Source organism: Pseudomonas sp. FP2309, assembly GCF_030687575.1.
In the GTDB taxonomy this organism is placed as follows: domain Bacteria; phylum Pseudomonadota; class Gammaproteobacteria; order Pseudomonadales; family Pseudomonadaceae; genus Aquipseudomonas.
This window is the reverse complement of record NZ_CP117439.1, coordinates 3,457,827-3,483,347: the sequence shown is the minus strand read 5'-3', so window position 1 is coordinate 3,483,347 and position 25,521 is coordinate 3,457,827. Positions and strand designations below refer to the sequence as shown.

At 61.3% G+C, this 25,521-nt stretch carries 19 protein-coding genes; 11 read left to right on the top strand and 8 right to left on the bottom strand.

Annotation, left to right across the window (positions count from 1 at the left end; translation table 11 throughout):
- Positions 1-48: 48 nt before the first annotated feature.
- The gene (locus PSH59_RS15845) at positions 49-1,212 is read right to left on the bottom strand and encodes an isovaleryl-CoA dehydrogenase (protein ID WP_305393143.1); all 1,164 of its coding nucleotides are present in this window, start codon (positions 1,210-1,212) and stop codon (positions 49-51) included.
- 150 nt (positions 1,213-1,362) lie between these two features.
- Here PSH59_RS15845 and PSH59_RS15840 point away from each other — a divergent pair, with 150 nt between their 5' ends.
- Positions 1,363-3,000, top strand: coding sequence for an AMP-binding protein (locus PSH59_RS15840; RefSeq protein WP_305393142.1), 1,638 nt, complete (start codon positions 1,363-1,365; stop codon positions 2,998-3,000).
- Between the two features lie 538 nt (positions 3,001-3,538).
- Here PSH59_RS15840 and PSH59_RS15835 read toward each other — a convergent pair.
- The 3 genes from PSH59_RS15835 to PSH59_RS15825 all read right to left on the bottom strand — a co-directional run bounded on the left by PSH59_RS15835 (position 3,539) and on the right by PSH59_RS15825 (position 5,948).
- The gene (locus PSH59_RS15835; RefSeq protein WP_305393141.1) at positions 3,539-4,441 is read right to left on the bottom strand and encodes a hydroxymethylglutaryl-CoA lyase; all 903 of its coding nucleotides are present in this window, start codon (positions 4,439-4,441) and stop codon (positions 3,539-3,541) included.
- A 16-nt stretch (positions 4,442-4,457) separates the two neighbouring features.
- The gene (locus PSH59_RS15830) at positions 4,458-4,850 is read right to left on the bottom strand and encodes a MerR family DNA-binding transcriptional regulator (RefSeq protein WP_248079584.1); all 393 of its coding nucleotides are present in this window, start codon (positions 4,848-4,850) and stop codon (positions 4,458-4,460) included.
- Between the two features lie 162 nt (positions 4,851-5,012).
- Positions 5,013-5,948, bottom strand: a complete 936-nt coding sequence (locus PSH59_RS15825; RefSeq protein WP_248079582.1) for a LysR family transcriptional regulator — start codon at positions 5,946-5,948, stop codon at positions 5,013-5,015.
- A 166-nt stretch (positions 5,949-6,114) separates the two neighbouring features.
- Here PSH59_RS15825 and PSH59_RS15820 point away from each other — a divergent pair, with 166 nt between their 5' ends.
- The gene (locus PSH59_RS15820) at positions 6,115-7,344 is read left to right on the top strand and encodes an acyl-CoA dehydrogenase (RefSeq protein WP_305393140.1); all 1,230 of its coding nucleotides are present in this window, start codon (positions 6,115-6,117) and stop codon (positions 7,342-7,344) included.
- Positions 7,345-7,414: 70 nt separating this feature from the next.
- Here PSH59_RS15820 and PSH59_RS15815 read toward each other — a convergent pair whose 3' ends face one another.
- Positions 7,415-8,749: a phosphate ABC transporter substrate-binding/OmpA family protein gene (locus PSH59_RS15815; RefSeq protein ID WP_305393139.1), complete on the bottom strand. Its 1,335-nt coding sequence runs from the start codon at positions 8,747-8,749 to the stop codon at positions 7,415-7,417.
- A gap of 96 nt (positions 8,750-8,845) precedes the next feature.
- Positions 8,846-9,658, bottom strand: a complete 813-nt coding sequence (gene xthA, locus PSH59_RS15810; protein ID WP_305393138.1) for an exodeoxyribonuclease III — start codon at positions 9,656-9,658, stop codon at positions 8,846-8,848.
- A gap of 169 nt (positions 9,659-9,827) precedes the next feature.
- Here xthA and PSH59_RS15805 point away from each other — a divergent pair, with 169 nt between their 5' ends.
- The 7 genes from PSH59_RS15805 to PSH59_RS15775 all read left to right on the top strand — a co-directional run bounded on the left by PSH59_RS15805 (position 9,828) and on the right by PSH59_RS15775 (position 20,779).
- Positions 9,828-10,478 carry a GNAT family N-acetyltransferase gene (locus tag PSH59_RS15805; protein WP_305393137.1) on the top strand — a complete coding sequence of 217 codons (651 nt, stop codon included), beginning with the start codon at positions 9,828-9,830 and terminating at the stop codon, positions 10,476-10,478.
- Between the two features lie 64 nt (positions 10,479-10,542).
- On the top strand, positions 10,543-12,270 hold the full coding sequence (locus PSH59_RS15800; RefSeq protein WP_305393136.1) for an autotransporter assembly complex family protein: 1,728 nt from the start codon (positions 10,543-10,545) through the stop codon (positions 12,268-12,270).
- The gene (locus PSH59_RS15795) at positions 12,270-15,941 is read left to right on the top strand and encodes a translocation/assembly module TamB domain-containing protein (protein ID WP_305393135.1); all 3,672 of its coding nucleotides are present in this window, start codon (positions 12,270-12,272) and stop codon (positions 15,939-15,941) included. The genes PSH59_RS15800 and PSH59_RS15795 overlap by 1 nt, the downstream gene beginning before the upstream one ends.
- A 175-nt stretch (positions 15,942-16,116) precedes the next feature.
- A complete protein-coding gene (locus PSH59_RS15790; RefSeq protein WP_248079568.1) occupies positions 16,117-16,590 on the top strand; it encodes a MarR family winged helix-turn-helix transcriptional regulator in 474 nt (157 codons plus the stop codon).
- On the top strand, positions 16,587-18,038 hold the full coding sequence (locus PSH59_RS15785) for an efflux transporter outer membrane subunit (RefSeq protein ID WP_305393134.1): 1,452 nt from the start codon (positions 16,587-16,589) through the stop codon (positions 18,036-18,038). The genes PSH59_RS15790 and PSH59_RS15785 overlap by 4 nt, the downstream gene beginning before the upstream one ends.
- A gap of 15 nt (positions 18,039-18,053) precedes the next feature.
- Positions 18,054-19,250 carry an HlyD family efflux transporter periplasmic adaptor subunit gene (locus PSH59_RS15780; RefSeq protein ID WP_305393133.1) on the top strand — a complete coding sequence of 399 codons (1,197 nt, stop codon included), beginning with the start codon at positions 18,054-18,056 and terminating at the stop codon, positions 19,248-19,250.
- Entirely contained in the window at positions 19,250-20,779 is a 1,530-nt protein-coding gene (locus tag PSH59_RS15775; RefSeq protein WP_305393132.1) for a DHA2 family efflux MFS transporter permease subunit, read from the top strand. Before PSH59_RS15780 ends, PSH59_RS15775 begins: the two co-directional genes overlap by 1 nt.
- A gap of 71 nt (positions 20,780-20,850) precedes the next feature.
- Here PSH59_RS15775 and lpxH read toward each other — a convergent pair whose 3' ends face one another.
- Complete coding sequence (lpxH, locus tag PSH59_RS15770) at positions 20,851-21,633, bottom strand: UDP-2,3-diacylglucosamine diphosphatase (RefSeq protein WP_305393131.1); 783 nt, start codon at positions 21,631-21,633, stop codon at positions 20,851-20,853.
- Positions 21,630-22,133 (bottom strand): peptidylprolyl isomerase, encoded by a 504-nt coding sequence (locus tag PSH59_RS15765; protein WP_057721741.1) that lies wholly within the window; start codon positions 22,131-22,133, stop codon positions 21,630-21,632. The genes lpxH and PSH59_RS15765 overlap by 4 nt, the downstream gene beginning before the upstream one ends.
- Before the next feature lie 247 nt (positions 22,134-22,380).
- On the opposite strand from PSH59_RS15765, the gene PSH59_RS15760 reads away from it, so the two are divergent.
- Positions 22,381-24,081 (top strand): glutamine--tRNA ligase/YqeY domain fusion protein, encoded by a 1,701-nt coding sequence (locus PSH59_RS15760; protein ID WP_248079557.1) that lies wholly within the window; start codon positions 22,381-22,383, stop codon positions 24,079-24,081.
- Positions 24,082-24,099: 18 nt separating this feature from the next.
- Positions 24,100-25,488 carry a cysteine--tRNA ligase gene (cysS, locus tag PSH59_RS15755; RefSeq protein ID WP_305393130.1) on the top strand — a complete coding sequence of 463 codons (1,389 nt, stop codon included), beginning with the start codon at positions 24,100-24,102 and terminating at the stop codon, positions 25,486-25,488.
- Positions 25,489-25,521: the final 33 nt, after the last annotated feature.

Sequence of the window (25,521 nt, the reverse complement as noted above, 5' to 3'; positions counted from 1 at the left end):
CGTCGCCCCGACTTGCAGCGTGCAGCTGATCACTGGCAGCTGCGAAATTCATTTCGTTTCATTGAACAGTTCGCGGCCGATCAGCATCCGCCGGATTTCACTGGTGCCGGCGCCGATTTCATACAGCTTGGCGTCGCGCAGCAGGCGCCCGGCGGGGAATTCGTTGATGTAGCCATTGCCGCCCAGAATCTGGATGGCGTCGAGGGCCATTTGCGTGGCGCGCTCGGCGCTGTAGAGGATCACCCCGGCAGCGTCCTTGCGCGTGGTTTCGCCGCGCTCGCAGGCCTGGGCCACCGCGTACAGGTAGGCACGGCTGGCGTTGAGCTGGGTGTACATGTCGGCCACCTTGCCCTGGATCAGCTGGAATTCGCCGATGCTCTGGCCGAACTGCTTGCGGTCGTGGATATACGGCACGATCAGGTCCATGCAGGCCTGCATGATCCCGGTAGGGCCGCCGGAGAGCACCACGCGTTCGTAGTCGAGGCCGCTCATGAGAACTTTCACACCGCCATTGAGTACGCCAAGGATGTTTTCTTCGGGCACCTCCACGTCATCGAAAAACAGCTCGCAGGTGTTGGAACCGCGCATGCCCAGCTTGTCGAATTTTTTGCTGCGGCTGAAACCTTTCCAGTCGCGCTCGACGATGAACGCGGTGATGCCATGGGGGCCCTTTTCCAGGTCGGTCTTGGCGTAGATCACGTAGGTGTTGGCGTCGGGACCGTTGGTGATCCAGGTCTTGCTGCCGTTGAGCACATAGCGGTCGCCACGTTTGTCGGCGCGCAGTTTCATCGAGACCACATCGGAGCCGGCGGTCGGTTCGCTCATGGCCAGGGCGCCGACGTGTTCGCCGCTGATCAGTTGGGGCAGGTATTTGAGCTTCTGTTGGTGGTTGCCGTTGCGATTGATCTGGTTCACGCACAGGTTGGAGTGGGCGCCGTAGGACAAGGCGACCGAGGCCGAACCGCGACTAATCTCTTCCATCGTCACCACGTGGGCCAGGTAACCCAGGCCGGCGCCGCCGTATTCTTCTGCCACGGTGATGCCCAAGAGGCCCATATCGCCGAATTTGCGCCACAGGTCGGCGGGAAACAGATTGTCACTGTCGATCTGAGCCGCGCGGGGCGCGACTTCCTTGGCCACGAAGGACTGCACCTGGTCGCGCAGCATGTCGATGGTTTCGCCGAGGGCGAAGTTCAGGGACGGGTAACTCATGGACAGGCACCTTAATGTCAGCGTTGTTGTTGTGTGGGCGAGGTGCCAGGGAAGGGCGCTCACCTTTACGTTAACGTAAGCTTGCGTTACGGCGCTGTCAATCGTAGTTTACGTTTACGTCAACCTACAAAAAAGACAACAGGGGTCGTTATGGATCAACCGAATCAGAGCTATAGCTGTGGCTCCCAGAATAAGCCTCTACTGGCCATGACCATTGGCCAGGCCTTCGATCGCACCGTTGCGCTGTACCCCGATGGCGAGGCCCTTGTCGTGCGCCATCAGCAGCGTCGCTACACGTGGCGGCAACTGGCCGAGACGGTTGAACTGCACGCCCGTGCGTTCCTGGCTCTGGGAATGCAGGCGGGTGATCGCCTGGGCATCTGGGCGCCCAATTGTGCCGAATGGTGCATCAGCCAAATCGCCAGCGCCAAACTCGGCGTGATTCTGGTCAACATCAACCCGGCGTATCGCAGCAGTGAGCTGGAGTACGTGCTCAAGCAGTCCGGCTGCCAATGGCTGGTGTGTGCCGGGTCGTTCAAGACCTCCGATTACCACGCCATGTTGCAAGCGTTGCAGCCTGACGTGCGCGGCCTGATCAGCCTCAATCCCAGCCCGCCGCCGGGCTTTATGCCTTGGTCGCAGTTGGCGGCGCTTGGCGCAGGCATTGCGCCGGAACAGCTCTACAGCCGCCAGGCCAGCCTGCACTTCGACCAACCCGTGAACATCCAGTACACCTCCGGCACCACCGGCTTCCCCAAGGGAGCGACCCTCAGTCATCACAACATTCTCAACAACGGGTATATGGTCGGCGAAAGCCTGGGCCTGACTGCGCAGGATCGCCTGGTGATCCCGGTGCCGCTGTATCACTGCTTCGCCATGGTGATGGGCAACCTGGGCTGTATCACCCACGGCACCACCATGATCTACCCCAATGACGGCTTCGACCCGCTGTTGACCCTCGCCGCCGTCGCCGAAGAGCGCGCCACCGGCCTGTACGGCGTGCCCACCATGTTCATCGCCTTGCTCGATCACCCGCGACGCCCTGAATTCGACCTGTCCAGCCTGCGCACCGGCATCATGGCCGGCGCGACGTGCCCTATCGAAGTGATGCGCCGGGTCATAAGTGAACTGCACATGAATGAAGTGCAGATCGCCTACGGCATGACCGAAACCAGCCCAGTGTCGTTGCAGACCGGCGCCACCGACGACCTGGAGCGTCGGGTCACCACCGTCGGCCGCACCCAGCCGCAATTGGAAAACAAGATCATCGACGAGGCGGGTAACACCGTAGCCCGTGGCCAGATCGGCGAACTGTGCACCCGCGGCTACAGCGTGATGCTCGGTTACTGGAACAACCCCGAGGGCACCCGCGAGGCCATCGACGAGGCGGGCTGGATGCACACCGGCGACCTGGCAACCATGGATGAACAGGGTTACGTCTGCATTGCCGGGCGCAACAAGGACATGATCATCCGGGGCGGCGAAAACGTGTACCCACGGGAATTGGAAGAGTTCTTTTTCACTCACCCAGCGGTGGCCGACGTGCAGGTTGTCGGCATTCCCGATGAGCGTTACGGCGAAGAAATCGTCGCGTGGATCAAATGTCATCCCGGCCAGACGAGCAATGAGCTGGAACTGCAAACCTGGTGCAAGGGGCGTATCGCCCATTTCAAGACGCCCCGGTATTTCAAGTTCGTGGATGAGTTCCCGATGACGGTAACGGGCAAGATCCAGAAATTTCGCATGCGCGAGATATCGGTCGAAGAACTGGGGGGAGGGCAGGGATAAACCCCAGAAAGCACAAAGGGGACCCGGAGGTCCCCTTTAATTTGTCGTTGCGTGCTCTTTTTTTATTATTGAGGGGCGGCCTATTGTTGTTTTTGGCAGCCGTGACCCTTTACCGCTGTTTTTGGCGACCCCCATGCGGGGTCAAGAGCAAACGTATTTTTTTGAGCGCTGATCTGCTTCGTCGTACGCGATCCAACCAGTGGGTAGCTACCTGAGGTAGTTTTATTTTTCTCTAACCGGTTGCGGGTTTCGGCAAGCCGTACCCTGCAAAGCACATCTTCTCCAAAAAAATCTGTTAGCTGCGTCTCTGCCGTGTTGTTTTTGTTATGTCAGAGTCGTTTCGTCTTATTTTTATTAGGTTTGGCGCTTTTTATTCTTGTTATGCCATAGAGATAGCAGAAGCCGTGCCAACTTTTAAAAGTGCTTTAAAATCAATTAGTTAATTTTTTTGCGTTAAGCGCCGCGCGGGAGATACGCGCAAATATGTTCCCGCGTTACCCGTTGTGCAGGGGCGCGGTAACACATTGTCACAGCTACGCTACTCAACGGTGTTACGGGCCTTCGCCACGCGTGAACCACTGGGCCGACCCAGCACGCTGCTGATCTGCTGGCCTGCCATGATCAATGCCTCCAGGTCGATACCGGTGTCGATTCCCAGCCCGTTGAGCAGGTAAACCACGTCTTCGGTGGCGACGTTACCGCTGGCGCCCTTGGCGTAAGGGCAGCCGCCGAGGCCCGCGATAGAGCTGTCGAACACGTTGATGCCTTCGAGCAGGCTCGCGTAGACATTGGCAATCGCCTGGCCATAGGTGTCATGGAAGTGCCCGGCCAGCTTGTCCCGGGGCACTTGCGCGCTCACCACCTCAAACAACCGCCGCGTCGCGCCTGCGGTGCCGGTGCCTATGGTGTCGCCCAGGGACACTTCATAACAGCCCATGGCGTACAGTTCCCGTGCGACAACCGCCACCTGTTCCGCAGCGACGTTACCTTCGTACGGGCAACCCAGCACACACGACACGTAACCGCGCACGCTCACCCCATGCGCTTTGGCTGCGCTCATGATCGGCACAAATCGCGCCAGGCTTTCGCTGATGGAACAGTTGATATTGCGCTGGGAAAACGCTTCGGACGCCGCTGCAAACACCGCAACCTCCTTCACGCCAGCCGCCAACGCATCCTCAAAGCCGCGCAGGTTCGGTGCCAGCGCACCGTAGGTCACGCCGGGCTTGCGCTGGATCTGCGCAAACACTTCGGCCGAACCGGCCATCTGCGGCACCCACTTGGGCGAGACAAAACTGCCGACTTCGATATAGCTCAAACCGGCGGCGCTGAGGGCGTCCACCAGTTGCACCTTGTGGGCCACGCTGATGGGCTGGGCTTCGTTCTGCAAACCGTCGCGCGGGCCGACTTCCACCAGGCGAACGTGTGAGGGCAGGGACATGGCAGTTACCTTCTGATTAATGGCCGGCCTGGCTCATGGTGTGCGCAAGGGCCTGGGTGCAGCGCTCTTCGGCGGTGTCCAGTTCCAGTTTCATCTGTTCGATATCCAGCAGTTGCTGTTCGAGCTGTTCACGCCGCTCGGCGATCTTCGCCAGCATGCTGTTGAGCTGCACGTGATTGCCGCTGGTGGGGTCATACAGTTCGATCAACTCGCGGCACTCGGCCAGGGAAAACCCGATGCGCTTGCCGCGCAGGATCAGCTTGAGGCTGACCTTGTCCCGTGCCGAATAGATGCGCTCCTGGCCCCGGCGTTCCGGGGCCAGCAGGCCTTGCTCTTCGTAGAAACGAATAGCGCGGGTGGTGATGTCGAGCTCGCGGGCGAGGTCGGAGATGCTGTAGGTGATGCTCATGGCGGCGCTCAAGGGGGGGCTTGGACGCTAGGCTAGTGGGTGGTTGACGTTAACGTCAAGCTGTGTGGGTTGTCAGGGGGCTGCTGCGCAGCCCGGCGCAGGACAAGCCTGCCCACCACAGGGCGAGGCTGCGCATGAGCGGGCAGGCCTGTTCCCCGCAGGTCAAGCCTGCTTGCCATCCAGTTTCTTTTCGTGGGCCGTCACCTGCTGGCACAACTCGATCATCTGCTCGCGCATCCAGCGGTTGGCCGGGTCCTGGTCGGTGCTTTCGTGCCAGTAGAGGTGGGTTTCCACCGGCGGTACATCGTTGACCGGCAGGTTGACCCAGTGCAGTTCATGGCGCCGTGCAAAGCGCTCGGGCACGGTCATCACCATGTCGGTCTGCTGCAGCACTTGCGAGGCCATCAGGTAGTGCTGGGAGCGCAGGGCGATCTTGCGCTGCAGGCCCATCTTGCCCAGGGCCAGGTCGACGTGGCCCAGGCCGTTGCGGCGGCTGGAGATATGGATATGGGTCAGCCCCAGGTAATCGTCCAGGCTCAGTTTGTCCTTGCCCGCCAGTGGATGGCCCTTGCGCATGGCGCACACGTAGCGGTCTTCCATCAGCTTGACGTGGCGCACCTGCGGGTCGGTGTTGAGCGGCGCATCCACGGCAAAGTCAAGGCGCCCGGCTGCCAGCTCCTTGGTGGTTTCGCGGCGTTTGGACAGGAAGCTCTCGATCACCACCGTCGGTGCCAGGCGACGCAGGCGCTGGAACAACGGCGGCAAAATCACTGCTTCGGTGAGGTCGGTCATGCTGATGCGATAGGTCTTCGCCGCCTGTTGGGGGTTGAAGATGCGGCTTTCCTGCACCGACACCCGCAGCAGTGACAATGCGTTGCGTACCGGGCCGATGATGTTCTGCGCCATGGGCGTGGGCACCATGCCCTGGGCGGTACGCACGAACAGCGGGTCGTTGAAGGTTTCCCGCAGGCGCGCCAGGGCGTTGGACACCGCCGGCTGAGTGATGCCGACGATCTGCCCGGCGCGGGTCAGGTTGGCTTCGGTGTAGATCGCGTCGAAGACGATAAACAGGTTGAGGTCGACCTTGCTCAGATTCATTGGGTTGCGCTCTTATTGTCAGGTGGCGATTTGTCAGGTGCTGGGGCGTCGATCATATATCGGTGATGAATGTTAATACACGCCGAGAATAGGCTAGGTAAATTATGAGCGCTGTTCTAGCATCGATTGCATGACCTAAACAACCTCTCAAAGAAGGGAGCTGCTCATGGATTTCGCCTATTCGCCCAAGGTTCAGGAACTGCGCGAACGCGTCACCGCGTTTATGGATGCATACGTTTACCCGGCCGAACCGGTGTTCGAACGCCAGGTCAGTGAAGGTGACCGCTGGCAGCCCACCGCAATCATGGAAGAACTGAAGGCCCGCGCTAAAGCCGAAGGCCTGTGGAACCTGTTCCTGCCCGAGTCCCAGCTGGGCGCCGGCCTGACCAACCTTGAGTACGCACCCCTGGCCGAAATCATGGGCCGCTCGCTGCTGGGCCCGGAGCCGTTCAACTGCTCCGCCCCCGACACCGGCAATATGGAAGTGCTGGTGCGCTACGCCAACGAAGAGCAGAAGCAACGCTGGCTCGAACCGCTGTTGCGCGGTGAGATCCGCTCGGCCTTTGCCATGACCGAGCCCGATGTCGCTTCGTCCGATGCCACCAACATGGCCGCCCGCGCCGAACGTCAGGGCGACGAATGGGTGATCAACGGCAAGAAGTGGTGGACCTCCGGCGCGTGCGACCCGCGCTGCAAGATTCTGATCTTTATGGGCCTGAGCAACCCCGACGCGCCGCGTCACCAGCAGCACTCGATGATTCTGGTGCCGGTGGACACCCCCGGTGTGAAGATCGTGCGGCCGCTGCCGGTGTTCGGCTACGACGACGCGCCCCACGGCCACGCCGAAGTGCTGTTCGACAACGTGCGCGTGCCCTATGAGAATGTGCTGCTTGGCGAGGGCCGAGGTTTTGAAATCGCCCAGGGCCGCCTTGGCCCGGGCCGTATCCACCATTGCATGCGCTCCATCGGTATGGCCGAGCGTGCGCTGGAGCTGATGTGCAAACGTTCGGTCAGCCGCACCGCATTCGGTAAGCCCCTGGCGCGTTTGGGCGGCAATATCGACAAGATCGCCGACTCACGCATGGAAATCGACATGGCGCGCCTGCTGACATTAAAGGCGGCGTACATGATGGACACCGTGGGTAATAAAGTGGCGAAAAGTGAAATCGCCCAGATAAAAGTCGTGGCGCCCAACGTGGCCTTGAAGGTGATCGACCGCGCGATCCAGATCCATGGTGGCGCCGGCGTTTCCAATGACTTCCCACTGGCCTACATGTACGCCATGCAACGCACCCTGCGCCTGGCCGATGGCCCGGACGAAGTGCACCGTGCCGCCATCGGCAAGTTCGAGATCGGCAAATACGTGCCTAAAGAGCTGATGCGCAGCGGGCAGTAAGTGCAGTGAACTGGGGTTGTTATGGCGAGCGGGCTTGCTCCCACAACAACCCCAGCTCAGCCACATCTTTTCAGTACACCCATACTTCCACGCGCCGATTCTTGATCCGTCCTTCGTCCGCCGTATTCGCCGCCACTGGCATCTGCGCACCAAACCCACGAATGTCGCGCAGCACGACGCCGTTCTTGACCAGCTCCCGACGCACCGCCATCGCTCGCAGTTTCGACAGCAGCGCGGCCCGCTGCGGGTCGTTCTTGGCATCGCCGAACCCCACCAGCGTCACCTGTTTGTCGAGTTTGTCGTGAGCCTTGAGGTACGCCACCACCCGCTGCAGATCCTGGCGGGCCTTGTTGTCCAGGCTGGCACTGCCTTCTTCGAAACGAAAATTCACCGTCAGCCGCTGGGCATCACGAACGATGGCTTGATAGTCCTCCGGCATCGAGTCGCGCGGTTCCACAGCCATCGCCTGCACCTGCTGGGCGATAAAGCCGTTGGCGGCGACGATCGACTGGCCTTTGCTGCTCTGGCTGAAGTCCACCAGCGCCTTGGCCCAAGGGTTGCGGTTAGAAGGCGGCAGGTAAAAGAACAGGCGGCGTGACAGAGGGTAATCCTCGGTGGCAATCAGGCTATTGAGCGCCAGCATTGGGTGCGAGTCGCCATCCACAATCGCCACAGCCTTGGCCTGGCGCACGTAAGGCAGGCCGATAAAACCGATGCCTTGCGGATCCCGGCTCACCGCGTCGGACAACTGTTCGCTGGATTCAAAGCGCTTGGCCGACGTGACGAGCGGCTTGCCACGCAGGCGCAGCACCAGCTCTTTAAAGGTGTCGTAGGTGCCGGATTTGTCATCGCGCGCGTACACCTGAATAGCCCCGCCCACCCCGCCCACGGCCTCCCAGGTGCTGATGTCGCCATTGAAGATCTGCGCCAGTTGCTCAGTGTTCAGCGTCGTGAGGGGGTTTTGCGGGTTGAGGATGATGGCCAGTCCGTCGATGGCGATCACCTGTTCGGCGCCGGGGCTTTTCAGGTCGCCCAACGGCTCCAGGTCTACCAGTTCGCTGTCCTTGATCGGGCGTGAAGAGGCGGCGAGGTCGGCGGTGGCATTTTTCAGGGCGCTGAAGCCGGTGCTCGAGCCATGGGCGGCGATGTCGACGCGGATTGTCTGGCCTTGGCGCGTCCTGCCGAGCACCCGCTGTTCGTTGGCGCTTTCGCCGGGTTCGCTGTGTACGCCGTGCAACCCCTGTTGTTCCATCAACCCCTTGACCAGCGCCGGACCCAGGGCCGCGCCAATGGTATTCGAGCCCTGGATGCGCAACGCAGGGCCTTGATCGGGAACGGGCAGGGGAGTGGCCACAACAGGAAGGGAAAGCACACAGCACAACAGGAACAGAACGCGCAGCGTCATGCCGGCACCTTCTCAAGCCAAAGGGAGTGCCGCGAGATTAAGTCAGTCAGGTTGCATAAATATGACGGGAGCCGAATACCCGGCTCCCCTCAGGTCTCAGCTCATTTCAAGCCAGATCGGCGCATGGTCCGAAGGCTTTTCCAGCCCACGCAGATCGTAATCCACCCCGGCATCCTTCACGCGAGGCAGCAAGCCGTTGGAGGCCATGATCACGTCAATGCGCAGCCCACGCTTGGGCTCATCTTCAAAACCACGGCTGCGGTAATCGAACCAACTGAAGCGGTCGGTGACGTCCGGGTTGAGGTGGCGAAAGCTGTCCACCAGGCCCCAGTTCTTCAGGCGTGCCATCCACTCGCGCTCTTCCGGCAGGAAACTGCACTTGCCGGTTTTGAGCCAGCGCTTGGCATTGTCGGGGCCGATGCCGATGTCGCAGTCCTGCGGCGAAATATTCACATCGCCCATGACCACCAGCGCCTGCTCATTGCTGAACTGGCCTTCGAGCAGGTGCTGCAAGTCCTCATAAAAGCGTTTTTTGGCCGGGAACTTGGTGGGGTGGTCGCGGCTTTCACCCTGAGGGAAATAGCCGTTCATGATGGTGATCGGGTTGCCGTGTTCGTCGGCAAACGTGCCCCAGATAAAGCGGCGCTGTGCCTCTTCTTCATCGGTAGCAAAGCCTTTGTGCACACTCAGCGCTTCTTTGCGCGAGAGCAGGGCCACGCCGTAGTGGCTTTTTTGGCCGTGGTAATACACGTGGTAGCCAAGGGCTTGCACGTCCGCCAGGGGGAACTGGTCGTCGTGGACTTTGGTTTCCTGCAAACCGATCACGTCGGGTTGATGCTTTTCTATCAGCGCCGCCAGCTGATGAGGGCGAGCGCGCAGCCCGTTGATATTGAAGGAGACGATTTTCATGGTCGGCAGTCCAGTCCTGGCAAAAGGGCGATGCTAGCCGACAAGTCAGACGGGGGCCAGCGTGGCGGTAGGACAGTTGCACTGCTAATGTCTGGGAACGACTCGTGCTGCGTAGGTTCGTACCCATACGAACGCCATCATTTAAGTGGCGCCCAGGGAGCTTCATCCAATGTCTGACACCGCAACTGCCATCGCCGACATCCGCCTGCTCAACAGCGGCTATTCCCGCGAAGCCCGCTCCCTCCTGTACCAGGCCTACCGGCATGAACCCACATTCGCCTACATCTTCGAAGCCGAACGCGCCGGCTATGAGCAACGGGTGCGCGCCACGGTACGCGAACTGGTCAAGCAGCATTTTTTCCAGCAATTGCCCGCCATTGGTCTGTTCGTGAATGACCGGTTGATCGGCATCGCGCTGATCGCACCGCCGCAACGACGCCTGGGAATTACCGAAAGCTGGGCCTGGCAATTGCGCATGTGGTTGAGCACCGGCGTGCGCGGTACGCGGCGTTATCTGGATTACCATCACGCCGTGCTGGCATGCCTGCCCAGCGACTCGGTGCATGTGTTGCCGCTGATGGGTATTCATCCGCAATTCCAGGGTCAACACTACGGTGGGCAGTTGCTGGAGGCCGTGCATAACTGGTGTGCCGAAGACCCGCATTCCTCCGGAGTGGTGCTGGACACGGGCAATTCACGCTACCTGGATTTCTATAAACGCCAGGGTTATGAGGAAATCGGTGAAGTTGCGGTAGGACCGATCCTGGAGCACGTGTTTTTCCACCCCAATCCGCAGTCGTTACAGGCTGCAACGGTTTAGAACAGAATTATTCAGACAATTCTCAGTTCAAAGAGTCTCCCCTGCTCGTGTAGCATCCGCGCCTATGAAGTTTCCAGGAAGATTTACCAGCGGCTTGGTTCTGCTGTTCACCAGCTGCGGCGCGTTGGCGCAAAGCGAACTGGACGTGCGGATCAAACCCTCAAACGACGCGTTGAAAGCCAACATCGAAGGCTATATCGGCGGGGTCGGCGATCGTGATGAAGAGGCATTGCTGCGCTTCAGTCGCGGCGCCGAGGAGCAGGCGCGTAAAGCGGCCCAGGCCTTGGGCTTCTATCAGCCTCGGATCGACAGCGATGTGAAGGGCGGCAAGAACCCGCGCCTGATCCTCACCATCGACCCCGGCGAACCGGTGCATTTGCGTAACGTGACCATTCGGGTCGACGGCCCTGCCTCGACCCTCAAAGCCTTTCGCGTGCCCGCCAGCAACGACCTTGTTTCGGGCGCCGTGCTTAACCACGGCCACTACGAAGACGCCAAGCGCCTGATCCAGAACCAGGCTTCACGCTACGGCTTTTTCAGCGGGCGCTTTACCCATCAGACACTCGCGGTGGACCCCCAGGCGGGCGTCGCCGATATCGAACTCATTTATGACAGCGGCCCGCGCTATACCCTGGGCAAGGTCAACTTTGCCGGCGACACACCGTTCGACGAAGAGCTGTTGCAACGCATGGTGCCGTTCAAGGCCGGCGCCCCTTACGATTCCGAGCTGATTGCCGAACTCAACCAGAACCTGCAGGCCAGCGGCTTTTTTGAAGGGGTGCGGGTGGACGCCGCGCCTGCTGCGTCGGCCAACGACGTAATCCCGGTCGCCGTGCGTCTGGAAACCCGCAAGCCGCGCACCATGGGCCTCGGGCTGGGCTTTTCCACCGACGTCGGCCCGCGCGGCAAGGCCAATTGGACGCGCCACTGGGTGAACCCCCAGGGCCACAGTTATGGTTGGGAGGCCGAACTGTCGGCGCCGCGCCAGAACGTCGGGCTGTGGTACGACATTCCGCTGGACCCACCGCTCACCGACAAACTGCGTTTTGCCGGTGGCTACCAGAACGAAGAACTGTCCGGCACCGACACCTTGAGTAAATTGCTCACCCTTGGCCCGGAGTGGCACAGCAAGTTGCCCAGCGGCTGGACCCGGGTGATCTCGCTCAAATACCAGCGCGAAGAGTATCGCCTGGGCAATGACTCGGGCCTGAGTAACCTGGTGATGCCGGGCGTCAGTTATTCCTACCTGCGCAGCGACAACCGCATTGATCCCCACAACGGCTATCGCCTGCAATTCGACACCAAGGTAGCCAAAGAGGGCCTGGGTTCGGACACCAACTTGCTGTATGGCACCGCCATGGTCAAAGGCCTGACTACGCTGTGGGACAACCATCGTTTTCTGGCGCGGGCCCAGATCGGTGGCAGTGCCACCAATGGCTACAAGTCGGTGCCGCCGTCGCTGCGCTTCTTTGCCGGTGGCGATCAGAGCGTGCGCGGCTATGAATACCAGACGTTGTCGCCGGAGAACGATCGCGGTGACCGTATCGGTGGTCGCTACATGGTGGCACTGAGCGCCGAGTATCAGTACTCCATCGCCGAGAAATGGCGGATCGCGACCTTTATCGACCAGGGCAACGCGTTCAACAGCCTGGAACTGCCCAGCCTGAAAACCGGCGTGGGCGTCGGTATCCGCTGGGTGTCGCCGGTCGGCCCGATCCGCCTCGACCTGGCCCATGCCCTGGAAGACCCGGGCGGCGTTCGTTTGCACTTTTCCATGGGGCCTGAGTTGTGATGCGGGGTTTGAAAATTACGGGGCTGGCGCTTGGCGCTGTCCTCGTTGTGGTGCTGCTGGCGCTGTGGGCGGTACTGGGTACTCAGGCGGGCAGTCGTTGGGCGTTGGCGCGGGTGCCGGGATTGAGCGTGGAGAATTTCCAGGGCCACTTGGGTGGCCGGTGGAGCGCCGATCACCTGCTGTGGCAGCAAGACAACAGCCGCGTGGAGCTCACTGCGCCGACGTTTGATTGGTCGCCGGGCTGCCTGCTGCGCATGACCCTGTGCATCAATCAGTTGGATGTGGAGCAGGTCAGCCTGCAGTTTCCACCGAGCACCGAAGACAGCAGCGGTCCCATTACGCTGCCGGATCTGAGGTTGCCGGTTGCCATCGAGTTGGGTGACATTCGTGTCGGTAGCCTGCTGTTCAACGGCAGCGAAGAACTCAAGGGCTTGCAACTCGCGGCGCATTGGACTGCCGCCGGCATGAGGATCGATTCGGTGCACCTGCAACGGGACGGCCTGGTGCTGGACCTGGCCGGCCTGCTGCAACCCACCGGCGACTGGCCGTTGACCGCCACCGGCAACTTGAGCCTGCCGTATGCGCCGGGTGGGGCGCCGTGGACGCTGGCGCTGAAGGTCGAGGGCGATCTGCTCAAGACCCTCAAGCTTGACGCCGACAGCAGCGGTTACCTGCCCGCCAGGCTCACCGGCGAGCTGCAACCGCTGATGGAAAACCTGCCGGCAACCGTGCATATCAGTGCCGATGGCTTCAAACCCAGCGCCGACTTGCCTGACACCTTGCAACTCAATCAACTCGACCTCAGCGCTAAAGGTGACTTGAAAAACGGTTACCAGTTGCTCGGCAAGGCGGTGTTGCCGGCCGAAAAAGGCCCGGTGGATTTGCTGCTGCAAGGCAAGGTCGACGCCAAGGGCGCGCAGATCGCCGGGCTGGACCTGACGGCCGGGGATAAGCAGAGCCTCAAGCTCAGCGCCCAACTGGATTGGCAGCAAGGCTTCAGCGCTGACGCCAGGATCGATTGGCTCGATTTCCCATGGCATCGCCTTTATCCGCTGGTTGAGGAACCGCAGGTCACGTTGCGTACCTTTAACGCTGAAATTTCCTATAAAGACGGCAACTACCTGGGCAATCTCAAGGCCGACCTCGACGGCCCGGCGGGCAAGTTCAATGTGATCACGCCGTTCAGCGGAGACCTCAAGCAAGTGTTCCTGCCCGAATTGAAGCTGACCGCCGGTCAAGGCAAGGCCGAAGGCCACCTGAACCTGCAGTTTGCCGACGGCATCGCCTGGGATACCGCGCTGGACCTGTCGGCGCTGAACCCGGCTTATTGGGTGGCCGAATTGCCGGGTACCCTGGCCGGCCCCCTGCGCAGCAAGGGCGAGTTCAAGCATCAACAACTCAAGCTCAACGCCGACCTCGACCTCAAGGGCCGCCTGCGTGGCCAGACCGCCGTGCTGGCGGCAAAGGCCGAGGGCGCGGGCGAGCAATGGACGTTGGCCAACCTGGATATCCGCCTGGGCGACAACCGCATCAACGGCAGCGGCAGCCTGCAACAACGCCTGGCCGGGCAGATCGATATCAAGCTGGCGCGCCTGGCGCAGTTGTGGCCGCAGTTGCGCGGGCAGATCAACGGCCGACTCGACGTGGCCGGCAGCCTCAAGGCTCCCCAAGGCAAACTCGACCTCAAAGGCCAGCAACTGGCATTTGCCGATAACCGCCTGCAAAGCCTGAGCCTTGGCGCCACGTTGGACAGCGCCCAGCGCGCGACCCTGGACCTCAAGGGCAGCGGTATTCAAAGCGGCGACACCCTGCTGGGCACGTTGACCGCCAGCGCCAAAGGCGACATCAAGCAGCAAAACGTCCAGTTGGATCTGGTTGGGCCCTTGCTCAAACTGGCGCTGGCGTTGGATGGCAACCTGGATAAGGGCAACTGGCGCGGGCGCCTGGCCCGTGGCGATGTGCAGTCCGGTGGCCAGGATTGGAAGCTGCAGGCCCCGGCGAACATCGAGCGCATGGCTGACGGCAAGCTGACGTTTGCCGCCCACTGCTGGGTCTCCGGTCCGGCCAGCTTTTGCGGTGAAGACCAGCGGCTGATGCCCGAACCCAAACTGCGTTACCACCTCAAGCAATTCCCCATCGAAAGCCTGGCGGCGTTTTTGCCGAAAGACTTTGCCTGGCAGGGCAGGCTCAACGCCGACCTGCAACTGGACCTGCCCGACAGCGGCCCCAAGGGCGTGGTCTCGGTGGATGCCAGCGGCGGCACTTTGCGCGTCAAGGACAAGGACCAATGGCTGGATTTCCCCTACGACACGCTCAAGCTGGAAACCACGCTGAATCCCAAGCGCATCGATACCCAGCTCAACTTCCGCGGCGGCAAGCTCGGTGAGCTGCTGCTCCAGGCGCAGATCAACCCGCTGCCCAAGAACAAGCCGATCACCGGCACGTTCAGCCTCGTCGGCCTGGATCTCGCCGTGGCGCGGCCGTTTGTGCCGATGGTGGAAACCCTCAATGGCAAGCTCAACGGCAATGGGCGCATCTCCGGTGGGCTGCTGGCACCGCAGGTCAACGGCAGCGTCAATTTGATCGGTGGTGAGGTCTCCGGGCCAGAACTGCCGCTCAGTCTCGAAGGCTTGAACGTGCAGGCGTTGATCGCCGGTGAAAGCGTGCAGCTCAACGGCGCCTGGCGCAGCGGCAAGGCCGGGCAGGGCAGCCTCAAAGGCCGCGTCGACTGGAGCCGGGCGTTGGTGGTGGACCTGAGCCTGCAGGGTTCGCAACTGCCGGTGACGGTGGAGCCCTACGCCGTGCTGGAAGTGGCGCCCGACCTGAAGATAGGCGTGAAGGACGACAAGCTGGCGATCTCCGGCAAGGTGCAGATCCCGCGGGGTGATATCACCGTGCGCGAGCTGCCGCCGTCGACCGTCAAGGTGTCGGATGACACGGTCATCATCGGCAGCCAGACCGAGGAGGGCAAACCGCCGATGGCCATGGCCATGGATATCGACGTGGCGGTGGGTGAAGACCAGCTCAATTTTTCGGGCTTTGGCCTGACCGCCAAGGTGCAGGGGCATGTGCACATCGGCGACAACATGGACACCCGTGGCGAGCTGTGGCTCAACGATGGCCGTTACCGTGCCTACGGCCAGAGACTCGACGTACGTCGTGCGCGCCTGTTGTTCGCCGGGCCCCTCGATCAGCCGTACCTGGACATCGAGGCGATCCGCAAGACCGACGATGTCGTGGCCGGTATTCGCCTCAGCGGCAGCGCCGAACAGCCCACCACGCAAATCTTCTCGGAACCGGCCATGAGCCAGGAGCAGGCGTTGTCCTATCTGGTGCTGGGGCGTCCGCTGAGCACCACCGGCGAAGACAACAACATGCTCGCCCAAGCCGCCCTGGGTCTGGGCCTGATGGGCAGCGCCGGGGTGACCTCGGACATCGCCAGGAACCTGGGCATCCAGGATTTCGAACTCGACACCCAGGGCAGCGGCACCACCACGGCGGTGGTCGCCAGCGGCAAGATCACCGAGAAACTCAGCCTGCGTTACGGCGTCGGGGTGTTCGAACCGGCCAGCACCATTGCCTTGCGCTACCTGCTCAGCAAGAAGGTGTACCTGGAAGTGGCCAGTGGCGTGGCCAGCTCGTTGGATATCTTCTACAAGCGGGACTTCTAAACCCTGCTCGTTGCAGACATGTGGGAAGGGGCTTGCCCCTCCCACAGTCGTTGGCATTCCTGTTCCCTTCCTGAACACATACCAAGCAAGCTAATTATTCCATTTGACTTTTGCTGCCTAGGCAGTAACATCTCGTCATACATTCACTGCCTAGGCAGTAATAAGGTGACTTTCGATGTCTCACTTCACCCCTGAAAACTTCCATAACTGCCACCTCGGACTGTTGCTGGGCCGCGCCGCGATCCTCAAGGACCGCATCATTGACACCCATATGGAACCCCACGGTGTCACCGCCGCGCAGTTCAAGGTGTTGATCATCATGGCGCAGTTCGGGGTCGACACCCCGGCCGAGCTGTGTCGCCACCTGTCCCTGGACAGCGGGTCGATGACCCGGATGCTCGACCGGCTGGAGCAAAAAAACCTGCTCAGCCGCCAGCGTTCCGAGCTGGACCGCCGCCAGGTGCAACTGGTGCTGACCGCCGACGGCCAGCGCCTGGCGGACATGCTGCCGCATATCGGCGCCAAGGCGTTGAACCAACTGGCCGGCGCCTTGGAGCCAGGCGAGCTGGAGGCCCTGGAACGGATCCTCAAGAAAATTCTGATAGCTGCCGGTGATCCCATCACCCTGCAGCGGGTGGGTAACACATGAATACACGTGCCCTTTGCCTGGTGCTCGTGGCCATGAGCATGGCCGGTTGCGCCAACTTCAGCGGCCTCGACACCCAGGGTCAGCGCCTCGACGCCAACACCCTGCAAACCGGCAAATCCCTGAACGGCGTGCCCCTGTCGAACGCCGCGTGGCCCAGCGCCGATTGGTGGAAAAACCTCGGCGACCCGCAGCTCGACGGCCTGATCCAAGAAGCCCTGCACAACAGCCCGGACATGCAAGTGGCCAGTGCCCGTGCGCACCAGGCCCAAGCCGCCGCGTATGCCGCCGACGCTTCGCGCATGCCGACGCTGGATGCCAGCGCCGGCGTGACCCGGTCGCGGTTGGCCAAGGACCAGGACCCGCAAGGGCTGGGCGATGCGTATTCCACGGTGCGAAAAATCGGCGCCAGCTTCAATTACACCTTCGACCTCTGGGGTGGCCAGCGCGCCGCCTGGGAAGCCGCGCTGGGCCAGGCCCGTGCCGCCGAAGTCGACCAGCAGGCCGCGCGCCTGACCTTGGCTGCCGATGTGGCCAAGGCCTACAGCGACCTGGGTCAGGCGCACATTGTGCGAGACCTGGCCGCCGACGACCTCAAGCGCACCCGGCAAATGCTCGACTTGAGTAAACGCCGTTTGAATGCGGGCATCGACAGCGAGTACCAGTATCAGCAGACCGAAAGCCTGGAAGCCAGCTCCCAGTCACAACTGATCGATGCGGATAAACAGCTGCAAAGCGCCAAAATCGCCCTCGCGGTGTTGCTCGGCAAAGGCCCGGACCGCGGCAACGAGCTGGCACGCCCGGCGGTGCTCAAACCCGCTGTCGTCGCCGTACCGTCGGTGCTGCCCGCCGAGCTGCTGGGGCGGCGCCCCGACCTGATCGCCGCGCGCTGGCGCGTCGAGGCGGCCAGTAAAGATATCGCGGCGAGCAAGACGCGCTTCTACCCCAACCTCAACCTGAGCGCGAGCGCCGGGGCTGAGTCGTTGCTGGGGGACGCGATGTTCGGCTCGGCCAGTCGTTTCTTCAACATTGCGCCAACGATCTCCCTGCCGATCTTCGACGGGGGCCGCCTGCGCGCCAACCTCGATGCGCGCGACGCCGACTACGATCTCGCCGTGGCGCAGTACAACAAAATCCTGGTGCAAGCCTTGGGCGATATCGGCAACACCCTGTCGCAACTGCGCGAAACCGGCCGGCAGATCCAGGCCCAGCAACACGCCACGGACATTGCCCAGCAGTCCTACGACACGGTGGTTCAGCGCTATGGCTCCGGGATCGGTAACTACCTGGATGTGCTCAGCATCGAGCAGCAATTGCTGCAGGCCCAGCGTCAGCTGGCGACCCTGAATGCCGGGCAAATCGATCTGTCGATTCAATTGATGCAGGCCCTGGGCGGCGGCTTCAACGCCGACAACGTGGCGTCGACCACCCCAGCCACACGCACGGAATAATGTGAGGTATTTGTCATGGCCACTGCCGACAGCAACACCGCTACACCTACCCAAGACAGCAACCCGCGCAAGCGCAAAGTCATGCTTATCGGCCTGACGCTGATCGTCATCCTCTGCGTAGTGGGCGTATGGGGCTGGTATGAGTTCTACGGGCGCTTCAACGAAAGCACCGACGACGCCTACGTGAACGGCAACGTGGTGGAAATCACCCCGCTGGTCACCGGCACGGTGGTCAGCATCGGCGCCGACGATGGCGACCTGGTCCACGAGGGTCAGGTGCTGATCAACTTTGACCCGAACGACGCCGCGGTCGGCCTGCAAAGCGCCCAGGCCAATCTGGCGCGCACCGTGCGGCAGGTGCGTGGCTTGTACAGCAACGTCGACGGCATGAAAGCCCAGGTCAATGCGCAGAAAGCCGATGTGCAGACCGCACAGGACAACTACAACCGCCGCAAAACCCTGGCCCAGGGCGGGGCGATTTCCCAGGAAGAACTGTCCCACGCCCGTGACACGCTCACAGCGGCCAAAAACGCCCTGACCAACCTTGAGCAGCAGCTCAAAACCAGCAACGCCCTGGTGGACGACACGGTGATCTCGTCCCACCCGGATGTGCAGGCCGCCGCCGCGCAATTGCGCCAGGCCTACCTGGCCAATGCGCGCAGCACCCTGATCGCGCCGGTCACCGGCTACGTGGCCAAACGCACCGTGCAACTGGGTCAGCGCGTGCAGCCCGGTACCGCGTTGATGGCGGTGATCCCGCTGAACCAGTTGTGGATCGACGCCAACTTCAAGGAAACCCAACTGCGTGATATGCGTATTGGCCAGCCGGTGGACATCGAGTCGGATATCTACGGCAGCGACGTCAAGTACAGCGGCACGGTCGACAGCCTCGGCGCCGGTACCGGCAGCGCGTTTGCCCTGCTGCCGGCGCAGAACGCCACGGGTAACTGGATCAAGATTGTGCAACGGGTGCCGGTGCGTATCCACATCAATGCCGAGGAACTGGCCAAGCACCCGCTGCGCGTGGGCTTGAGCACCGTGGTCAATGTGGACCTGCACGACCAGAGCGGTCCGGTACTGGCGCAACAGGCGCCGCAAAAAGCCTCGTTCACCACCACTGTATATGACCGCCAATTGGCCGAGGCTGACGCCATGATCACCCAGTTGATCCATGACAACAGCCTCGCCGCACCGAAGGCTGTGCAACGCTGATGAGCAATAACGCCTCCTTCACGCCGCCCAGCCTGTTGATGGCCACTATTGGCCTGTCGCTGGCGACCTTTATGCAGGTGCTCGACACCACCATCGCCAACGTGGCGTTGCCGACTATTTCCGGCAACCTGGGCGTGAGTTCGGAGCAGGGCACCTGGGTCATCACCTCGTTTGCGGTGAGCAACGCCATCGCCTTGCCGCTCACCGGCTGGTTGAGCCGGCGCTTTGGCGAGGTGAAGCTGTTTCTGTGGGCGACCGTGCTGTTTGTGCTGGCGTCGTTCCTCTGCGGTATCTCCACCTCGATGCCTGAACTGATCGGCTTTCGGGTGTTGCAAGGCCTGGTCGCGGGGCCGTTGTACCCGATGACCCAGACCCTGTTGATTGCGGTCTACCCGCCCGCGAGGCGCGGCATGGCCCTGGCGTTGCTGGCGATGGTCACGGTGGTGGCGCCAATTGCCGGACCGATCCTTGGTGGCTGGATCACCGACAGCTACAGCTGGCCATGGATTTTCTTTATCAACGTGCCCATCGGCATCTTTGCCGTGATGGTGGTGCGCGCGCAGTTGAAGAAACGTCCGGTAGTCACCAGTTACCAGCCGATGGACTACGTGGGCCTGCTCAGCTTGATCGTCGGGGTCGGTGCGTTGCAGATCATCCTCGACAAGGGCAACGACCTGGATTGGTTTGAATCGAACTTCATCATCATGGGGGCGGCTATCTCAGTGATTGCCCTGGCGGTGTTCATCATCTGGGAAATGACCGACAAACACCCGGTGGTCAACCTGCGCCTGTTTGCCTACCGCAACTTTCGCATCGGCACCATTGTGTTGATCCTGGGCTACTCGGGGTTCTTCGGTATCAACCTGATTCTGCCGCAGTGGCTGCAGACCCAGATGGGCTACACCGCCACCTGGGCCGGGCTGGCGGTGGCGCCGATCGGCATCCTGCCGGTGCTGATGTCGCCGTTCGTGGGCAAGTACGCGCATAAATTCGACCTGCGCCTGCTGGCGGGCCTGGCGTTTCTGGCGATCGGCTTGAGCTGCTTCATGCGTGCCGGTTTCACCAATGAGGTGGACTTCACCCACATCGCCCTGGTGCAACTGTTCATGGGGATCGGCGTGGCGCTGTTCTTTATGCCGACCTTGAGCATCTTGATGTCCGACCTGCCACCGCACCAGATTGCCGACGGCGCGGGTCTTGCCACCTTCCTGCGCACATTGGGCGGCAGCTTTGCGGCGTCGCTCACCACGTGGATCTGGATTCGTCGGGCCGACCAGCACCATGCGTACATGAGCGAAAACATGACCACCTACGACTCGGCCACCCGTGACGCGTTGCAGGCGCTCGGAGGGGCAGGGCACAAGGCGTATGCGCAACTGGACCAGATCCTCACCAGCCAGGCATACATGATGTCCACCGTGGATTACTTCACGTTGATGGGGTGGATGTTCATGGCATTGATGTTGTTGGTATGGCTGGCCAAGCCGCCGTTTGGGGCGAAGGCGGGGCCGGAGGCAAGCGGCCACTGATCTGCAAAGATTGGAATGCAACCAACTGTGGCAGTTGGCTTGCCTGCGATAGCAGCACCTCGGTGTTCTTGTTACACCGAGGTGCCTGCATCGCGGGCAAGCCCGGCTCCCACAGGCAACGCCAACTGCGGCTTGACGAAGTCAAATGCCGCCAGTTGGAAGCCTTGCTCATCCACCTGCAACGCCCAGCCTTGCTTGTCCCAATCCCCCAGCACAATGCGCTTGGCCGCCTGATCGCCAATCTGCAATTTATGGATCGCAGGGCGGTGCGTATGGCCGTGGACCAGGGTGCGCACGCCAAATTGTTGCATCAGCCGCGGCACTTCTTCGGGGGTGACGTCGACAATATCGTTGGTCTTCATGCGCGTTTGCGCACGGCTTTCGCTGCGCAGCTTGCGCGCCAGTTTATGGCGGGTGCGCAAGGGCAGGTGGCGCAGGATAAACAGCACGATCGAGTTACGCAGGATGCGGCGCAGCTTCATATAGCCCACATCGCGGGTGCAGAGGCTGTCGCCGTGCATCAACAGCACGGGTTCGCCATGCAACTGCACGACACTCGGGTCCTTGAGCAAGGTAGCGCCTGCAGCGTTGCAGAATGCCTTGCCGATCAGGAAATCGCGGTTGCCGTGCATGATAAAAATCGGGGTGCCGCTGTCGCTCAGCTCACGCAGCGCTTCGCAGATCGAACGCTGGAACGCGCTCATCCCATCGTCGCCAATCCAGGCTTCAAAAAAATCCCCCAGAATGTACAACGCCTGGGCACCACGGGCGCGGCCGTGGAGCAGATCCAGAAACGCCCGGGTGATGTCCGGGCGCTCCTCTTCCAGATGCAAATCTGAAATCAGCAATATCACCCAACGATCTCGGCTTTCTCGACGATAACGTCTTCTGCTGGAACGTCCTGGTGACCGGCTTTGGACGTGGTGGACACGCCTTTGATTTTGTCGACCACGTCCTGGCCTTCGGTGACTTTACCGAACACCGCGTAACCCCAACCCTGCACGTTCTTGCCGCTGTGGTTCAGGAAGGCGTTGTCGGCCACGTTGATGAAGAACTGCGCGGAGGCCGAATGCGGCTCCATGGTACGGGCCATGGCGACGGTGTACTTGTCGTTGGAAAGGCCGTTGTCCGCTTCGTTCTGGATGCTTGGGCGCTTGTCTTTCTTTTCTTTCATGCCTGGCTCGAAACCACCGCCCTGGATCATGAAGTTGCCGATGACACGGTGGAAAACGGTGTTTTCGTAGTGGCCGGCGTTCACGTACTCGATGAAATTGGCGACGGTGATCGGCGCTTTCTCGGCGTTCAGCTCGATGACGATGTCACCGTGGTTGGTGGTCAGTTTGACTTGAGTCATGTTCACTACTCTTTCAGGGAATTCGTGGGTTTGGGCGAATAAACGCTTTACCTGTCTGGCTAAACGGCGGCCAAGGCGCGCAGTTTAGCGTGCCCGCCAGGAATTTCGAGGTGGTTTTTCACCGCCCATGCAATAAAAACAGCAGTTTTTGACCGTGCGCTGTCAGCGGCTTGACAGCATCAGCTATGATAACGGCTTTGTTTTATCTGGCCTCCACCGGCCACGTACCTGTCTGTTCAAGGATCCTATGAGCAAGCCCACTGTCGACCCTACCTCGAATTCCAAGGCCGGACCTGCCGTTCCGGTCAATTTCCTGCGCCCGATCATCCAGGCGGACCTGGATTCGGGCAAGCACACGCAGATCGTCACCCGCTTCCCGCCAGAGCCCAACGGCTACCTGCACATCGGTCACGCCAAGTCGATCTGTGTGAACTTCGGCCTGGCCCAGGAGTTTGGTGGCGTCACGCACCTGCGTTTCGACGACACCAACCCGGCCAAGGAAGACCAGGAATACATCGATGCCATCGAAAGCGACGTGAAGTGGCTGGGTTTCGAATGGTCCGGTGAAGTGCGCTATGCCTCGCAGTATTTCGACCAGTTGCACGACTGGGCCGTCGAGCTGATCAAGGCCGGCAAGGCTTACGTTGATGACCTGAGCCCGGAGCAAGCCAAGGAATACCGTGGCACGCTGACCGAGCCCGGCAAGAACAGCCCGTTCCGCGATCGTTCGGTAGAAGAGAACCTGGACCTGTTCGCCCGCATGCGCGCCGGTGAGTTCCCGGACGGCGCCCGCGTGCTGCGCGCCAAGATCGACATGGCTTCGCCGAACATGAACCTGCGCGACCCGATCATGTACCGCATCCGTCACGCCCATCACCACCAGACCGGTGACAAGTGGTGCATCTACCCGAACTACGACTTCACCCACGGTCAGTCGGACGCTATCGAAGGCATTACCCACTCCATCTGCACCCTGGAGTTCGAAAGCCATCGCCCGCTGTATGAGTGGTTCCTGAGCAACCTGCCGGTGCCGGCCCAGCCGCGCCAGTACGAATTCAGTCGTCTGAACCTGAACTACACCATCACCAGCAAGCGCAAGCTCAAACAACTGGTCGATGAGAAGCACGTGCATGGCTGGGACGACCCGCGCATGTCGACGCTGTCGGGCTTCCGCCGTCGCGGCTACACCCCGGCGTCGATCCGTAACTTCTGCGACATGGTCGGCACCAACCGTTCCGACGGCGTGGTCGACTTCGGCATGCTCGAGTTCAGCATCCGCCAGGACCTCGATGCGAACGCGCCGCGCGCCATGTGCGTGCTGCGTCCGTTGAAAGTCGTGATCACCAACTACCCGCAAGACAAGGTCGACCACCTCGAACTGCCGCGTCATCCGCAGAACGAAGCATTGGGTGTGCGCAAGCTGCCGTTCGCCCGTGAAATCTACATCGACCGTGACGACTTCATGGAAGAGCCGCCAAAAGGCTACAAGCGCCTGGAGCCCAATGGCGAAGTGCGCCTGCGCGGCAGCTACGTGATCCGTGCCGACGAAGCGATCAAGGACGCCGACGGCAACATCGTCGAACTGCGTTGCTCGTACGACCCGGAAACCCTGGGCAAGAACCCTGAAGGCCGCAAGGTCAAGGGTGTGGTCCACTGGGTGCCGGCCGCGGCCAGCATCGAGTGCGAAGTGCGTCTGTACGATCGTCTGTTCCGTTCTCCAAACCCGGAGAAGGCCGAAGACAGCGCGAGTTTCCTCGACAACATCAACCCTGACTCCCTGCAAGTACTCACTGGTTGTCGTGCCGAGCCATCGCTTGGCGACGCACAGCCGGAAGACCGTTTCCAGTTCGAGCGCGAAGGTTACTTCTGCGCGGATATCAAGGACTCCAAACCTGGTCATCCGGTCTTCAACCGTACCGTGACCTTACGTGATTCGTGGGGCCAGTGATTTTCTAAGGAAGCCGTTGTGCTAACGATCTACAACACACTCAGCAAGACCAAAGAAGTCTTCAAGCCGCTCGATGGCAATAAGGTGCGCATGTACGTGTGCGGCATGACCGTGTACGACTACTGCCACATCGGCCACGGCCGCAGCATGGTTGCCTTCGACCTGGTGACCCGCTGGTTGCGGTTCAGCGGCTATGACTTGACCTATGTGCGCAACATCACCGACATCGACGACAAGATCATCAACCGCGCCAATGAAAACGGCGAGGCGTTCGACGCGCTCACCGAGCGCATGATCGCCGCGATGCACGAGGACGAGGCCCGCCTCAACATCCTCAAGCCGGACATGGAACCGCGTGCCACGGACCACATCCCTGGCATGCACGCGATGATCCAGACCCTGATCGACAAGGGTTACGCCTACGCCCCAGGCAACGGCGACGTGTACTACCGCGTCGCCAAGTTCATGGGCTACGGCAAGCTGTCGCGCAAAAAGATCGAAGACCTGCGCATCGGTGCGCGCATCGAAGTCGATGAAGCCAAGCAGGACCCGCTCGACTTCGTGCTGTGGAAAGCCACCAAGCCGGGCGAGCCGAGCTGGGAGTCGCCGTGGGGCGCCGGGCGTCCGGGCTGGCACATCGAATGCTCGGTGATGTCCACCTGCTGCCTGGGCGAAACCTTCGACATTCATGGCGGCGGCAGCGATTTGGAGTTCCCGCACCACGAAAACGAAATCGCTCAAAGCGAAGCCGCGACCGGCAAGACCTACGCCAACGCCTGGATGCACTGCGGCATGATCCGCATCAATGGCGAGAAGATGTCCAAGTCCTTGAACAACTTCTTCACCATTCGCGACGTGCTGGAAAAGTACCACCCGGAAGTGGTGCGCTACCTGCTGGTGTCCAGCCACTACCGCAGCGCCATCAACTACTCGGAAGACAACCTTAAGGACGCCAAAGGCGCCCTGGAGCGTTTCTACCACGCGTTGAAGGGCCTTCCAGTGGTCGCGGCCGCCGGCGGCGAAGCGTTCGTGGCACGCTTCACCGAAGTCATGAACGACGACTTCGGCACCCCCGAAGCCTGCGCGGTGCTGTTCGAAATGGTGCGCGAAATCAACCGCCTGCGCGAGAGCGACCTCGACGCGGCGGCAGGCCTGGCTGCGCGCCTCAAAGAACTGGCCAGCGTGCTGGGCGTGCTGCAGATGGAAGCCGACGAGTTCCTGCAGGCTGGCGCTGAAGGGCGTGTGGATGCGGCTGAGGTCGATGCGCTGATTCAGGCGCGTTTAACGGCTCGTACCAATAAAGATTGGGCGGAGTCCGACCGTATCCGTGACCAACTGACCGCAATGGGTGTGGTGTTGGAAGATGGCAAGGGTGGGACGACGTGGCGGTTGGCTGATCAGGTTTGATCGTTGAACGCTGAATGAAAAAAACCCCGAAGT

Excerpts from the sequence above, each read along its gene's own strand:
- PSH59_RS15835 (WP_305393141.1), bottom strand. The coding sequence starts at position 4,441 with ATGTCCCTGCCCTCACACGTTCGCCTGGTGGAAGTCGGCCCGCGCGAC.
- xthA (WP_305393138.1), bottom strand. The coding sequence starts at position 9,658 with ATGAAAATCGTCTCCTTCAATATCAACGGGCTGCGCGCTCGCCCTCAT.
- PSH59_RS15790 (WP_248079568.1), top strand. The coding sequence starts at position 16,117 with ATGTCTCACTTCACCCCTGAAAACTTCCATAACTGCCACCTCGGACTG.
- PSH59_RS15785 (WP_305393134.1), top strand. The coding sequence starts at position 16,587 with ATGAATACACGTGCCCTTTGCCTGGTGCTCGTGGCCATGAGCATGGCC.
- PSH59_RS15830 (WP_248079584.1), bottom strand. The coding sequence starts at position 4,850 with ATGAGCATCACCTACAGCATCTCCGACCTCGCCCGCGAGCTCGACATC.
- PSH59_RS15780 (WP_305393133.1), top strand. The coding sequence starts at position 18,054 with ATGGCCACTGCCGACAGCAACACCGCTACACCTACCCAAGACAGCAAC.
- PSH59_RS15825 (WP_248079582.1), bottom strand. The coding sequence starts at position 5,948 with ATGAATCTGAGCAAGGTCGACCTCAACCTGTTTATCGTCTTCGACGCG.
- PSH59_RS15840 (WP_305393142.1), top strand. The coding sequence starts at position 1,363 with ATGGATCAACCGAATCAGAGCTATAGCTGTGGCTCCCAGAATAAGCCT.
- PSH59_RS15760 (WP_248079557.1), top strand. The coding sequence starts at position 22,381 with ATGAGCAAGCCCACTGTCGACCCTACCTCGAATTCCAAGGCCGGACCT.
- PSH59_RS15845 (WP_305393143.1), bottom strand. The coding sequence starts at position 1,212 with ATGAGTTACCCGTCCCTGAACTTCGCCCTCGGCGAAACCATCGACATG.
- PSH59_RS15815 (WP_305393139.1), bottom strand. The coding sequence starts at position 8,749 with ATGACGCTGCGCGTTCTGTTCCTGTTGTGCTGTGTGCTTTCCCTTCCT.
- PSH59_RS15765 (WP_057721741.1), bottom strand. The coding sequence starts at position 22,133 with ATGACTCAAGTCAAACTGACCACCAACCACGGTGACATCGTCATCGAG.
- PSH59_RS15775 (WP_305393132.1), top strand. The coding sequence starts at position 19,250 with ATGAGCAATAACGCCTCCTTCACGCCGCCCAGCCTGTTGATGGCCACT.
- PSH59_RS15820 (WP_305393140.1), top strand. The coding sequence starts at position 6,115 with ATGGATTTCGCCTATTCGCCCAAGGTTCAGGAACTGCGCGAACGCGTC.
- PSH59_RS15795 (WP_305393135.1), top strand. The coding sequence starts at position 12,270 with ATGCGGGGTTTGAAAATTACGGGGCTGGCGCTTGGCGCTGTCCTCGTT.
- PSH59_RS15800 (WP_305393136.1), top strand. The coding sequence starts at position 10,543 with ATGAAGTTTCCAGGAAGATTTACCAGCGGCTTGGTTCTGCTGTTCACC.
- PSH59_RS15805 (WP_305393137.1), top strand. The coding sequence starts at position 9,828 with ATGTCTGACACCGCAACTGCCATCGCCGACATCCGCCTGCTCAACAGC.